The sequence below is a fragment of the Paenibacillus cucumis (ex Kampfer et al. 2016) genome (genome assembly GCF_019748695.1).
Classification (GTDB): domain Bacteria; phylum Bacillota; class Bacilli; order Paenibacillales; family Paenibacillaceae; genus Paenibacillus; species Paenibacillus polysaccharolyticus.
Window position 1 is genome coordinate 108,408 of record NZ_JACLIC010000014.1, and the last position, 13,818, is coordinate 122,225.

A 13,818-nucleotide genomic window follows, 5' to 3' on the forward strand; every position below is an offset into this window, starting at 1 on the left:
TTAGAGGAGGAGACACATGGATGTTCTCAGGCAACTGCAAACCTATTTTTGGGAGAAGCGAACGTATTTATTGGTATCGATCTTGTTTCTCGCCTTAGCGACCGCACTAGGATTAGTCTATCCGAACCTGCTTCGAATTTTGATCGATGACGTTATTGTGCCACGTAATTTTGAAGACGTTCCCATGCTTGCCCTGACGGTGTTAGGTGTTGTTATTTTGAAAGCAGGCATGCAATTTTTACACGGTTTCTTTGGCGGACGTCTAGGCAATTATTTGGCGTATCGTTTACGTAATGCCTGTTATGAAAAACTTCAATTTTTATCCTTCCGTTATTATGATACGGCCAAAACAGGTGATCTGATGTCCCGCCTCACGGGAGATTTGGAGGCCATCCGTAACTTTATCGGATTTGGTTTCGCCCAGATTCTTAACATGGTTCTTATGGTCGTATTCGGTGCAATTATGATGATGACGATGAGCTGGAAGTTAACGCTGCTGACACTCGTCTGCATCCCTCTGCTTGCCTTCGTTGCGCTTCGATTCGAATCCAGAATTCATCCGGCATTTCAGGAAATGCGATTGGCATTAAGCTCGCTGACTACAGCGGTGCAAGAAAACATTACAGGTGTAAGAACGGTTAAATCGTTTGCACGTGAGCCTTATGAAGTGGAGAAGTTCTCCACACGAAACGAACGCTACAAAACGAATCAAATTCATGCTGCCACGTTGTGGAGCCGCTATTTTCCGATTATGGAGATTTTGGCTTCGGTAAGTGTCGTACTGCTGCTTGTGATCGGTGGCAGAATGGTAATCCAGCAAACCCTGACCTTGGGTCAACTTGTTGCCTTCTTCAGTTTGATCTGGTACATAATTGGTCCAATGTGGGGCCTCGGCTTTCACATTAACAACTACACTCAGTCCAAAGCTTCAGGTGAACGGGTGCTTGAGTTGCTGAACACCCCTGTGGATGTGCAAGAGACCGAAGACCCGGTTATTGTGGAGACAGATCAGGTGAAAGGTCATGTGACCTTTGAATCGGTAACGTTTGCTTATGGTAACAAAATGCCTGCTGTAACCGATATTAATTTTGATGCTCCGCCTGGTTCTGTAATCGGTTTCCTCGGAGGAACAGGATCAGGGAAATCTACGATTATCCAGCTTTTGATGCGTGCCTATAACGTGAACTCCGGTTCGATCAAGCTCGATGGCAGAAACATTAAAGATATGGGCATTCGTAGCTTGCGAAGTCAGATTGCTTCCGTGTTCCAGGAGACGTTCCTGTTCTCCTCTAGCATACGTAACAACATCTCCTACGGGTTGAAAAATGTGACGATGGAAGAGATTATCCGCGCCGCCAAGCTGGCGAAGGCTCATGACTTTATCATGGAGTTTCCCGAAGGATATGATACGGTCGTCGGTGAACGCGGTATGGGACTCTCCGGAGGACAGAAGCAGCGGATTGCTATTGCGCGGGCTTTGCTGAAAAATCCGAAGATTCTTGTCCTTGATGATGCCACAAGTGCCGTTGACATGGAAACCGAACATGAGATTCAGTCGGGCTTTCAAGAGGTTATGCGCGGCAGAACGACATTTATCATTGCCCACCGGATCTCTTCGCTGCGACATGCAGATGAGATTCTGGTGCTGGACGAAGGACGCGTGGTACAACGCGGCAAACATACGGAGTTAATTCAAGTACCTGGACCGTACCAGGATGTCTATAACATTCAATATGCAGACTACATTGCCCGCGGGAAGCGGGAGGCTGGGGAGCAGGTGAACTCATGAGCGCCGAAACAATAACAGATAGGCGAGAGGTTAAGGAACCCTCGAATAAAAAAATGAATGAACGATTTGTCTATCAGGATGATGAAGTGATCGAAAAACCGTTTAACTGGCAAGAGTTTGCACGATTGTTTGCTTACATGAAACCGTATGCGAGGCAGCTCCTGCCGTTTGTGATTCTAATGATGATTCTTGGAACGATTACGAAATTAGCCGTACCTTTTCTAATCAGTCTTGCAATCGATAGAGCTATTGCACCGCAGACCGGAGTACCTAGCATGACACTGCTGTATATTATCGCAGGTTCAATCCTGCTACTGTATCTCATCCAGTGGGCAGCTAACACATACCGTATTAAACTGACGAATATTATTGGGCAACGGGTGATTTACGATCTTCGCTCAGACTTGTTCAAACATATTCAGAAGCTGTCCTTTAACTTTTTTGACAAAAGACCCGCAGGTTCCGTGCTTGTACGTGTAACGAATGACATCAATTCTTTACAGGATCTGTTCACGAATGGTGCGGTTAACGTCATGATCGACTGCGTGCAGCTACTTGGTATCATCGTCATTCTCCTGTTGATTAACTGGAAACTCGGTCTTGCTGTAATCATTACGGTACCGATTATGTTCATTATATCTACGAAATTGCGGGTGCTGATTCGCCGGGCGTGGCAGGATGTGCGTATGAAGAACTCTCGGATTAACTCTCACCTCAATGAATCCATTCAAGGAATTCGGGTTACGCAGGCGTACACTCAAGAAAAAGAAAATATGAAATACTTCGACAACATGAATATGTCCAGCAAAAAGTCGTGGGACAAAGCATCAGCAATGAACCAGGGATTTGGTCCTTTGATTGAAATTACAGGTGGTTTCGGGACGTTAATTCTGTTCTGGTACGGCGCACATCTCATTCAAAATGAAATGTTGACCGTGGGTTTGCTCGTGGCTTTCGCCAACTATGTCGGCAACTTCTGGGACCCAATTAACCGTTTGGGACAGATGTACAATCAGTTGCTGGTTGCCATGGCATCTTCTGAACGAATTTTCGAGTTTATGGATGAAGAGCCGAATATCGCTGACAAACCAGGTGCCAAGCCGCTTCCTTCTATTAAAGGGGATATCGTATTCGATAATGTCGTATTTGAGTACGAAAAGGGAAGACAGGCGCTGAAAGGCATTAGCTTCAAGGCGGCGGCAGGGCAATCCATCGCACTTGTCGGTCATACAGGCTCGGGTAAAAGTACAATCATCAATCTGATTAGCCGTTTCTATGACATCACGGGCGGCCGCCTGACCATCGATGGACATGACGTGCGTGATGTGACGGTGGAAAGCCTGCGTAGTCAGATCAGCATTGTGCTGCAGGATACATTCATTTTCTCGGGCACGATCCGGGACAATATCCGTTTTGGACGGCTGGATGCGACGAACGAAGAGGTGGAAGAAGCGGCGAAGGCTGTTAACGCGCACGAGTTTATCATGAAGCTTCCGGGTGGATATGATACCGAAGTGGAAGAGAGAGGTAATGTGTTGTCGATGGGACAACGGCAACTGTTATCTTTTGCCCGGGCATTGCTCGCTGATCCGCGCATCTTGATTCTGGATGAAGCTACAGCCAGCATTGACACGGAAACGGAGTTGAAAATTCAGGAAGCCCTCAAAGTATTACTTCAGGGGCGAACGTCCTTTATGGTGGCTCACCGCCTCTCCACCATTCGTAATGCCGATCATATTATTGTGCTGGATCATGGGGAGATCAAGGAAGAGGGCAACCATGAACGGCTTATCCAGAAACAAGGAGTTTACAACGGTCTGATTGAAGCACAGTATCGGTTTTTGTAATAAACATAGCGAGTAACGCAGGTTTACAGACACTTCAGCTTATTTTGTTTGGGTGATCCTTTCATCGGACGGTCGTGATGAGAACACTGAGACAAAGGCTGAAGTGTTTTTTTGAATATAATCATTGGGCATTCCTGGATCAACTTGAGTTCAAGATGAATCGTTTTTATTGTTCAAAAATGAATAACGAAATTATGTTATATTTTAAATAATTGAAGGAAGCACAATAGAGATATGTGGAGGAAAATATGCAGATGAAAGCCACCGATGAGGCTAATTTATATACATTTTTTGATCAGTTAGATCAGCTGCATTTCAAGTTGGTTGAATTGGAGTCAGCAGTTACAAATCATTCTGAATCAAACTGGCGTCTCGGAAAACACTTTCTGGATCGTTATCTGTTACTATTTATTACTGATGGTGAAGGATGGCTTACGGTGGACGGTCAGTTTATTGAACTTCGGAGCGGAGCAGTATATCTAGGTCTGCCTGGACAACTGATTGAAGCAGAGCTTAGGGGAAAAGAAGCAGGAGGACTCTATCAGATCAGATTTAACGTTTTTTTAGGCGAACAGTCAAATTCAAACGTAGTATCCGCTTTGGGGATGATGAAGCAAGTGTGTACGCAGACGAATGGTCGTGTGATTCAATGTAGCTCACCGGTTGCCGTGAATTTGTTATGTCAGGAAATCGAGCAGCTGATCCGTGGGGAAGACAGGCTGCAGCATTTTTTAGGTCAGATTCGTTTTCAGGAGCTATTGTATAAGATTTTTAATGATATGGTTTATGTACAGTCCCACCAACCAGCATTACCTATTGAACAAGTTAGACATTATATCGAACAGCAGTATATGAAAAAAATAACGATCCAGGATTTGGCTGAGGTTGCACGAATGAGTTCTCGTCATTTCATGCGGTTGTTTAAGAAAATGTATGGCTGTAGCGCAATGGATTATTTGACAATATACCGGATCAAACAGGCTCAGATCATGATGAGGAATGATCATAGTCCAAGGCTAAAGGAAATTGCAGCTTGCGTAGGGTTTCAAGACGAGATGTACTTCCGCCGAAAATTCAAGCAAATTACAGGTCTCCCGCCAGCAGCTTTTATACAAAATAGCAAGCAACGTATTGCTGCGGTTCACTCGCTTGGCATTGGAACATTACTGGCCCTCCAGATTATTCCTGCCGCTGCTCAAGCGAGTCATCCTTGGACAGCGTATTACAGACGAAAGTACCAAACAGATAAGGTAATACCTCTGATCGATAATGAGCATGGCTGTTTGCAGCAATTAGAAGCGATTCGTCCTGATTATATTGTCGCTGTTCGTGAAGAAATGTCTGAGAGTATGATGCAGCGTTTAAGTTCAATCGCACCTGTTTGTGTGTTAACTCAGTCGGAAGGAGATTGGCGGGATCATCTGAGAACGGTAGCTGAATTTATGAATCGGCCTGAGGCGGCTGAGGTGTGGCTCGAAAGATATGAACAAAAGGCTGACGTGATTAGATCAGAGCTATCGAGGAAGGTCCGTCAAGATCGGTTAATCGTGCTTCGTGTGCATGGTACGGAAATACAGGTTATGAATCCGCAAACCATCGCTTCGGTGTTTTATAACGATATGCAGTTAATGGCGCCAGAGGGTATCGAGTATATTTGGCACAAGCCGCATTTTAATATCGGTGATCTAGCGGAATTAACCATAGATAGGGCATTGCTTATTGTGAGTGAAGACGAGGAATCAAGACAGACGTGGGCAAAAATTCAAAAGTCAGAGGTATGGATGGCGACAAAAGCGGCTCAAAATGACTGCATCGATATGTTGATCCCTAGTGTTCTGCTGGATTATACGGCCTTTACCCATGAATTGATGCTGGATGAAGTGTTAAAGTTGTGGCGACATCGTCCATAAGATAAAGTCTGAATCGTCAATATCTTGGAACGCCGTTATTTAATATACTACTCCTATGTCTAATTGATAATGATAATTATTATTGATTGGTGCTTATCATATCTTTTCATATATAGGAGGTACATAAGAAGTGAAGTCAAAATTGTGGGTTCTTATAGGTGTCTTGTTAATGGTGTTATTACTGGGTGCATGTGGGAAGGCTGCTGGGCCAGACACTTCTGCTTCTGGAGAGAGCGAAAAAAGCTCATCCAGCGCCGCAACGAATACAACGAATGACAAAGGTGAAGTGAAAGTCGTACAGACCGAGATGGGCGAAATCACGATTCCCAAGTCTCCTAAGCGTGTGGTTGGGTTATCTGTTGTATATCCAGAGCTGTTATATTCACTCGGTATTGTTCCGGTAGCTGTTCAAAATTATCATGAGGACTTCCCTAAGTATTTGCAGGAGCCTTTCAAAAATACAATGAAGATGGGGATTGCGAAAACACCCAATTTTGAAGCGATCCTGGAGGCGAATCCGGACTTGATCATAGCACCTGCATGGTGGTCGAAGAAGGATTATGATCAGCTTTCAAGTATTGCACCGACGGTGCTTCTGCCAGAGCGTGAAGAATGGCCTGAAGAACTACAGGATATCGCTGCGGTTTTTGGCAAGGAAACAGAGGCCAAACAGGTTTTGGAAGATCTTAAGCAACATGAAAAAGAAGGAGCAGACAAGCTGCACAGCCTCATCGGTGATGAAACGGTGTTATATGCGCGAGTGATGGAGAAAGAGATTGTTTTGAATGGTCCCAATCTTTCTCGGGGTGCTTTTGTCCACAAACGGTTGGGTTTAAAACCTGTGAGCAATTTTCCAAAAGATGAAACCGGACTGTCCATTTCGATGGAAGTATTGCCAGAATACGATGCAGATCACCTGATTATCCAGCTTGATGATGAGGAAAATCCGGAAATTCAGAAGAAATATAAAGACATGATGAGTACATCCATTTGGAAAAACCTTAAGGCTGTTAAAAACAATCATGTGTATCTCGTAGGCGGCAAAGAGTGGTTCAATCTTGGAATGGCACCGATGTCAGATAATTATGCAATCGATGATCTTGTTGCTGCTTTTGAAGAGAAAAACAAATAAACATCTGGAAATGGCTTCGATACCTTGTGGTTAATATGAGCGGTGAACATAAGATAGGAGGTGTTAAGTCATGCATGATCAGGATATTTTTGATGTAACGATTATTGGCGGCGGTCCAGCAGGAATGTATGCGGCTTTTTATGCAGGCATGCGTGAAATGAAAGTGAAGCTGATTGAAGGAAAGTATCAGTTAGGTGGTTTTCTGCACACGTATTCTGATAAAACGATATGGGATGTGGGTGGACTACCACCAATGAAATGTACCAAGCTGATCGACTGGCTTGTTCAGCAAGCGGGTACTTTCGAACCGAATCTGGTGTTCGGCCAGAGTGTTGATGCAATAACCCGGCGGGACGATGGAGTAATTGCATTACACACACTTACAGGTGAGGTGCATTATACGAGGAGTGTCATTGTTGCCATTGGTCGGGGGATCGCCGAGGTGCAGAAGCTTGAACTGGACAGTGCACATCATTATGAACGGAGTAACTTGCATTATACGGTACAGAATCTGAACTATTTTGCTGGAAAAAAAGTATTAATCTCGGGCGGTGGCAATAGCGCTGTGGATTGGGCACTTGAACTTGCAGACTTGGCTGACACGGTAACCGTAGTTCATAGACAGGATGCTTTCCGTGCATTGGAGCATAATGTGAAACAGATGAAAAGCAGGACGAAGGTACTCACACCCTTTAAAATTGATCGCTTGTATGGCAATGGAGAATGTATACACCAAGTTGCCATATCCAATGTGGCTACAGGTGAAAACATAAAACTAGAAGTCGATGAGATCATCGTAAGCCATGGTTATACGAGTCAAGCAAGCAATCTTGCCCGCTGCGGTCTGGATATGGATGAAGGGATGATTGCCATGAACCAACGGGGTGAAACCAATATACCTGGTATTTTTACAGCAGGAGACTGTGCGATACGCGAAGGCAAAGTGCGTTTGATTGCAGGGGCTTTTAATGACGCGATTGTTGCGGTCAACAGTGCCAAAACATACGTTGAACCAACGGCAGCTGGAATGGCCTACGTTTCGTCCCATAATGAACTGTTTCGGGAGAAAAATCGTGATTTGGAGAAAAGTGACTCATTAAAAGGATGAATTATAAAACAGGAAAAATTAGGTTGTATGCTTCTTTAATTTTTATATCCTTAAAAATGGGAGGAATGGAAAGAGTATCGAATCCAAGAATGTAATTTGTAAAATTTGATCGAAAAAACACAAAAAATCTTGTAAAATTCACAAGAAAAATAGGGAGTACTCTTGCAATCTTTAACCAAAACCCCGAAAATAGAGAGACAGATATAGAAGATTTCTCTTTGGGAGGATTGGAAAGAACATGTGGGGTGCTCCTTTTTCGGCTCAAGCCAAAAAAATGCTGCTGCTAGGCAGCGGAGAATTGGGTAAAGAGGTCGTGATTGAGGCTGCACGTCTCGGTGTGGAAACGATCGCTGTTGATCGTTATGAGAACGCACCGGCCATGCAGGTCGCACATCGATCTTACTGCATCGACATGTTAAATGGCGATGCATTGAAACAATTGATCCGTAAGGAACAACCGCATTACATCGTACCTGAGATTGAAGCCATTGCTACTGAGGCATTGCTGGAACTTGAGGAAGAAGGCTTTTGTGTCGTGCCAACCGCCCTTGCCGCTCGTTTGACTATGGATCGCGAAGGCATTCGTCGTCTGGCGGCCGAACAATTGAATCTCCCTACAGCCGCTTATCTCTTTGCGGATAGTTTAGAACAGTTGCAAGAGGCTGTTCGTGAACTAGGTACACCTTGTGTTATCAAACCATTGATGAGTTCATCTGGTAAAGGCCAGAGTGTATGCCGTATACCGGATGATGCAGCAAACTGCTGGGACATAGCTCTTTCGGGAGCGAGAGGCAAGTCTGTTCGTGTTATCGTGGAAAGCTTTGTGAAGTTTGAGAGTGAAATTACGCTACTTACCGTCAGATCGGCATCAGGCACTGTATTTTGTCCACCGATCGGTCATATTCAAAAAGATGGGGATTATGTCGAATCATGGCAACCTCATGCGATGACATCGGAGCAGTGGAAGCAAGCTTGTCACATCGCAAAAACGGTTACGGATGAGCTCGGCGGGTACGGCCTTTTTGGCGTTGAACTCTTTCTCACAGCTGATGGAGTGGTATTTAGTGAAATCTCGCCACGTCCACATGATACAGGTATGGTCACGATGGTTACACAGGATAATTCAGAGTTCGCGCTTCACGTGCGTGCTATTCTTGGATTTCCCGTCACAGAAGTACATTTGCTGACACCAGGAGCCTCAGCCACGCTGAAGGCCGATGTCGAAACATCTGATTTCACCATAGGTGGAATTGAAGATGCACTTGCATTACCTCGTACTCAGGTTCGTGTGTTTGGCAAACCTGAAACGAAACAAGGACGCCGAATGGCTGTAGCCCTTAGTGCTGGAACAGATGTGGAAGAAGCTCGTAAAACAGCGGTTCAAGCCGCAAATATGCTGAAAGTGGAGGTAAATCATGTCCAATAATGTGGAGGCCCCTGTACTGATGATCCGAGAGTGTGAACTGCGAGATGCTGAAGCGGTAACAGGATTGATGCGAGAGGTCAGCTATCCGACAACCACCAATGTAATGAAAGAACGCATTGAAGGTTTGGAGAGCAATCCGAACGCGTGCATGCTCGTTGCCGAAGTGGATGAACAGATTATTGGTGTGATTGGCTTGCAATGTGTTCAAAGTCATGCCTATCCGGAACCTGCTGCCCAGATTACTTCGTTGATCGTAGGTCAGGAACATCGCGGTAGCGGAATTGGTCGCCGTTTAATGGCTCGTGCTGAAGACTGGGGCAAAAAGCAAGGTGGTAAGCAATTGTTTGTCACTGGGGCGAATCGTGAAGTAACTTCAACGACGTATTCCTTCTATGAGCATATTGGCTTCCAGAAAAAAGGCTATCGTTTCAGTAAAGTTCTTTTATAATAGATGAAACGGCATTCAGCAAGTGAAAACTTGACTGAGTGCCTTTTTTTTATATGGTGTGTACATCATTTTATTGAAAAGACACACTAGGAACTCCGTTATTTGTGACTTATAAGGCCGAGCGTACAGCCTATATATATAAACTGTCCAAGGTTGCTTTGAAACAATCAATAATGACAAAAAAGTCATTTTTCCAGTATTTACGGGTTCACAATCTCCTAATGAATTGATATACTCCTAGAGTAGACATTACAAAGTTGTAATAATTAATTCTAAGGAGATGAATGAATTTGAAGAAGAACTGGATGAAAAAAGTTGTGACAGGCAGTCTGACAGCTGCACTCGCCGTAGGGATTATGCTTCCTGCCTCCGCGTCTGCTGCAGATTCAACATATAAAGCAACGACGGTTACAACGTATAAAGTGGTCAATGCGGATAGCTTGAAAGCTTATATTGAGCAATGGCTGAAACAAAATGGATACAAAGTCTCGGAAGGTCAAACAGCTGAGCAACCAACAACGCAGCCTGTAACCAAGCCTGAACAACCAAGCACACCTGCGAAACCAGTACAAGAAGAAAAACCAGCTACGACTACACCAGCTAAAGATCCTTCAAGCACAGGTAATAACGGTGGCACACAAAGCACACAATCCGATTTTGCTACACAAGTGGTGAAACTTGTGAACGCTGAACGTGCCAAAGCAGGTCTTGGTGCATTGACATCCGACGCTCTTTTGGACAAGGTCGCTATGGCAAAAGTAAAAGATATGAGCAACAACAACTATTTTGATCATCAGTCCCCAACGTACGGTTCTCCGTTTGATATGATGAAACAGTTCGGAGTAACGTACAGCTACGCTGGTGAAAATATCGCTAAAGGGCAAAAAACACCTCAGGAAGTTGTAACAGCCTGGATGAACAGTGCGGGTCACCGTGCAAACATCCTGAGCAAAAACTTTACGCAAATTGGTGTAGGCTACTATAACGGATATTGGGCTCAAGAGTTTATCGGTAAATAAGAGTTGGAAATGAATAATATATAACTTATTTTATAATAAAAGAAGTCATATGTGCACATAGCCGAAAAGCTGTGTGTACTATGGCTTTTTTCCATTTTTTGAGTTGTGGAAATGGCTGCTTTCCGAATATAACAGCAAAATTTGCAAATTAACGACAGAAGACTTATGTTATTTAGAATAAGCAATATCTTGATGTGAAAGCCATTATAAATTATTTGTAACTGACTGGAGATGTGATGGATGAAAAAGAACAAAAATCTTGATTCAGCGCCTTGGATCTGGAGAAGTGTAAGCACGATATCCATAGTAGCAACACTGCTATTGATATTTGGATTTGCTTACGCCATAAAAGATGTTATTTTTCCGCAAGGGGATTCAACGTTAAATGAGGGACAGAAGGCTGCGGCTCCAGCTAAAGATGCTCAAAATGGGGGCAATAAAGCGATTGTAGAAGACGGCAAAATCCGAATGGCTGTCATTGGCGATTCCCTTGCAAGAGGCACGGGGGATGATGAAGGACTTGGATTTGTTAGACGGGCGGCTAATTTGCTCAAAGATGAGGGTCATGATGTACAGGTACTTAACAATCTGGGTGTAAACGGTCTACGAACAGATGCGTTGTTAAAAAAGCTGGATGAACAAGGGGTTCAATATGTTTTGCAACAATCCAACTTTATTTTACTCTCTATCGGTGCGAATGACCTGTTTCAAGGTGGACAGGTTCTTCAAGGTGAAGACCCGCCAACAGCCGAGAAACTGGCTGCCGCCTTGCCGGAAACATCCAAACGTCTACAGGAAATTTTGAAGAAAGTGAAAGAAATCAATCCGAATGCTCAGATTGCATATATCGGATTATATAATCCGTTTGGTAATGTGAAGGAACTGGAGAAGCCGGGCAACGCAGTTGTTGCGGCCTGGAATGACGCGGCGCTGTCTATCTTGAACAATGAAAATAACATGACACTTGTGCCAACCTTTGATCTGTTTGAGAATCATCTGGACGAGTATCTTTCATCTGATCACTTCCATCCGAATGGACAAGGTTATCAGCAGATGGCCGTTCGCATTGCACAGGAATATAAAGGGAATAAACCGGCAGAAGGGAGCGCGAAATAAATGGCAGAGAAGCAGTATGATTCCGTCTTGTCCGTACAACACCTAAAGAAAAAAATTGGACGGAAATGGATTATTAAAGACGTCACTTTTGATGTCAAACCTGGTGAAATTTTCGGTTTTTTGGGGCCGAATGGTGCGGGGAAAACGACAACGATTCGTATGCTGGTTGATCTGATTAAACCAACAGAAGGAAAAATTTCGGTCTGTGGTTACGACGTGAATCGTGATCCCGAACGAGCGCTCAAATATGTCGGTTCCATCGTGGAAAATCCTGAGGTATATACATATTTGACCGGGTGGGAAAACCTGGAGCACTTTGCCCGGATGCAACCAGGCGTTGATCATGACCGTATTCAGGAAGTGGTCAATATTGTGCGTCTGGATCAACGTATTCATGATAAAGTTAGAACCTATTCACTGGGTATGCGCCAGCGGCTCGGAATTGCCCAGGCATTACTTGGAAGACCACGGTTGTTGATTCTGGATGAACCAACGAATGGACTTGATCCCAAAGGGATTAAGGAGTTACGTGAATTTATCAAACAGCTTGCCAGTGAGGGGATGGCAGTGTTCGTCAGCAGTCACTTGTTAAGTGAAATTCAACTTCTCTGTGATCGGGTAGCCATAATCAGTACCGGCCGTGTGCTTGCAGTTGGTGGTGTGAATGAACTGATCGAAGACCATTCCAAGGTGGCGATATGGCATCTTACACCTTTTGATGCAGGCCGTCAGATTTTACTTGATAAGGGGATTACGCTGGTTAGCCGCCCAGGTGATGTCATGGATGATACGATTGTAGCAGGGCTTGGTGCGAATGCTGTTGTTGCCGAGATGCATGAAGAACGGATACCGGAGCTGGTACAGCAGATGGTTGAGGCAGGCATTCAGGTTGAGGGCGTACAACGGATTCAGCCTACACTTGAACAACTATTCTTAAAAATGACAGAAGGTGAATCCATTGAATAATATCATGCCGCTCATTCGTAATGAGACCATTAAAATGGTCAAGAAGAAACGCCTTTATATTATTTTTATCGTTCTGGCCATCCTTGTTCCGATGTTCACGTATGCACAGATGAAATCAGCTCAAAATAATCAAGACAAGTTCGGTGGTGACTGGAGGCTTGAATTACAACAGGCTATTACCGATAATCAGAACTCGCTGGGCAGTGATCGGGTTCCCGAGGAATACAAAAAGTACAGAACTGTCTATATCCAGCAGATGCAATACTATCTGGAAAATAACATTAATCCCAAAGAACCAGGCGGTGTGACGTTTACAAGGGAATTTATGAACAATGCCGTTGGATTGTTTATCCCGCTTTTGATTATGGCAATTGCTTCAGACCTGGTGTCAGGAGAACGGACAACAGGCACGATCAAAATGTTGCTGACTCGCCCCGTTAGACGGTGGAAAGTGCTTCTAAGCAAACTGATCACATTGATCATGTTTGTTTCGATCATCGTCGTTTCTGCTTATGTGATCTGTTACGGGATATCCGGGGCCGTTTTTGGTTACAAAGGTTTCGGCATGCCTGTCTTCACTGGATTCAAAGTGGTTGGCACCGAAGTGGATATGTCTGCCGTACATGCGGTAAGTCAATGGCAGTACATGCTGATGCAAGCAGGTTTGATCTGGTTTGTAAGTATCATCGTGGCTATGCTGGCGTTTATGGTATCGGTTCTTGTTCGCAGCACAGCGGCAAGTATCGTAATTATGATGGCTGCGCTGATCGCTGGAACGATTCTAACCAACATGGCAGCTTCGTGGGAAACGGCGAAGTATTTGTTTATGGTAAACCTGGAACTGCCTGATTATTTGTCCGGCGGATTGCCACCAATTGAAGGCATGAACCTTGGATTTTCCCTTATTGTGCTTAGTGTTTGGGGCGTTGCATCACTCATTGTATCATTCCTTGTCTTTACGAAACGGGATATCTTGAATTAAAATGGACAAGGATAAGAAAACATCTGTTTGCATTTCAGGCATTTTTGTAGTTTCAAGTTAAGAAGGGGGAGCATG

11 protein-coding genes are annotated in these 13,818 nt (G+C 44.3%); all 11 read left to right on the forward strand.

The window, feature by feature from the left end:
* The first annotated feature begins 16 nt into the window (after window positions 1-16).
* The 11 genes from H7T88_RS09355 (at window position 17) to H7T88_RS09405 (ending at window position 13,743) form a co-directional block, all read left to right on the forward strand.
* The gene (locus H7T88_RS09355) at window positions 17-1,789 is read left to right on the forward strand and encodes an ABC transporter ATP-binding protein (protein ID WP_090917085.1); all 1,773 of its coding nucleotides are present in this window, start codon (window positions 17-19) and stop codon (window positions 1,787-1,789) included.
* The gene (locus H7T88_RS09360) at window positions 1,786-3,636 is read left to right on the forward strand and encodes an ABC transporter ATP-binding protein (RefSeq protein ID WP_221788221.1); all 1,851 of its coding nucleotides are present in this window, start codon (window positions 1,786-1,788) and stop codon (window positions 3,634-3,636) included. The genes H7T88_RS09355 and H7T88_RS09360 overlap by 4 nt, the downstream gene beginning before the upstream one ends.
* A gap of 248 nt (window positions 3,637-3,884) precedes the next feature.
* Window positions 3,885-5,546, forward strand: coding sequence for an AraC family transcriptional regulator (locus tag H7T88_RS09365; RefSeq protein WP_221788223.1), 1,662 nt, complete (start codon window positions 3,885-3,887; stop codon window positions 5,544-5,546).
* Window positions 5,547-5,676: 130 nt separating this feature from the next.
* Window positions 5,677-6,678 (forward strand): ABC transporter substrate-binding protein, encoded by a 1,002-nt coding sequence (locus tag H7T88_RS09370; protein ID WP_312027598.1) that lies wholly within the window; start codon window positions 5,677-5,679, stop codon window positions 6,676-6,678.
* A 70-nt stretch (window positions 6,679-6,748) separates the two neighbouring features.
* Window positions 6,749-7,786, forward strand: a complete 1,038-nt coding sequence (locus H7T88_RS09375; RefSeq protein ID WP_221788225.1) for an NAD(P)/FAD-dependent oxidoreductase — start codon at window positions 6,749-6,751, stop codon at window positions 7,784-7,786.
* 238 nt (window positions 7,787-8,024) lie between these two features.
* Window positions 8,025-9,212 carry a formate-dependent phosphoribosylglycinamide formyltransferase gene (gene purT, locus H7T88_RS09380; protein ID WP_221788227.1) on the forward strand — a complete coding sequence of 396 codons (1,188 nt, stop codon included), beginning with the start codon at window positions 8,025-8,027 and terminating at the stop codon, window positions 9,210-9,212.
* Window positions 9,202-9,660 carry a GNAT family N-acetyltransferase gene (locus H7T88_RS09385; RefSeq protein ID WP_090917074.1) on the forward strand — a complete coding sequence of 153 codons (459 nt, stop codon included), beginning with the start codon at window positions 9,202-9,204 and terminating at the stop codon, window positions 9,658-9,660. The genes purT and H7T88_RS09385 overlap by 11 nt, the downstream gene beginning before the upstream one ends.
* 290 nt (window positions 9,661-9,950) lie before the next feature.
* Window positions 9,951-10,679, forward strand: coding sequence for a YkwD family sporulation-associated protein (locus tag H7T88_RS09390; protein ID WP_260510802.1), 729 nt, complete (start codon window positions 9,951-9,953; stop codon window positions 10,677-10,679).
* A 240-nt stretch (window positions 10,680-10,919) separates the two neighbouring features.
* Window positions 10,920-11,795 carry a GDSL-type esterase/lipase family protein gene (locus H7T88_RS09395; protein WP_221788228.1) on the forward strand — a complete coding sequence of 292 codons (876 nt, stop codon included), beginning with the start codon at window positions 10,920-10,922 and terminating at the stop codon, window positions 11,793-11,795.
* Window positions 11,796-12,761, forward strand: coding sequence for an ABC transporter ATP-binding protein (locus H7T88_RS09400; protein ID WP_221788229.1), 966 nt, complete (start codon window positions 11,796-11,798; stop codon window positions 12,759-12,761). It begins immediately after the preceding gene.
* Window positions 12,754-13,743, forward strand: a complete 990-nt coding sequence (locus H7T88_RS09405; protein ID WP_090917066.1) for an ABC transporter permease — start codon at window positions 12,754-12,756, stop codon at window positions 13,741-13,743. The genes H7T88_RS09400 and H7T88_RS09405 overlap by 8 nt, the downstream gene beginning before the upstream one ends.
* Window positions 13,744-13,818: the final 75 nt, after the last annotated feature.

Bases quoted from the DNA above. Each gene is read 5' to 3' on its own strand.
- H7T88_RS09395 (WP_221788228.1), top strand. From the start codon at position 10,920: ATGAAAAAGAACAAAAATCTTGATTCAGCGCCTTGGATCTGGAGAAGT.
- H7T88_RS09360 (WP_221788221.1), top strand. From the start codon at position 1,786: ATGAGCGCCGAAACAATAACAGATAGGCGAGAGGTTAAGGAACCCTCG.
- H7T88_RS09385 (WP_090917074.1), top strand. From the start codon at position 9,202: ATGTCCAATAATGTGGAGGCCCCTGTACTGATGATCCGAGAGTGTGAA.
- H7T88_RS09365 (WP_221788223.1), top strand. From the start codon at position 3,885: ATGCAGATGAAAGCCACCGATGAGGCTAATTTATATACATTTTTTGAT.
- H7T88_RS09355 (WP_090917085.1), top strand. From the start codon at position 17: ATGGATGTTCTCAGGCAACTGCAAACCTATTTTTGGGAGAAGCGAACG.
- H7T88_RS09400 (WP_221788229.1), top strand. From the start codon at position 11,796: ATGGCAGAGAAGCAGTATGATTCCGTCTTGTCCGTACAACACCTAAAG.
- purT (WP_221788227.1), top strand. From the start codon at position 8,025: ATGTGGGGTGCTCCTTTTTCGGCTCAAGCCAAAAAAATGCTGCTGCTA.
- H7T88_RS09375 (WP_221788225.1), top strand. From the start codon at position 6,749: ATGCATGATCAGGATATTTTTGATGTAACGATTATTGGCGGCGGTCCA.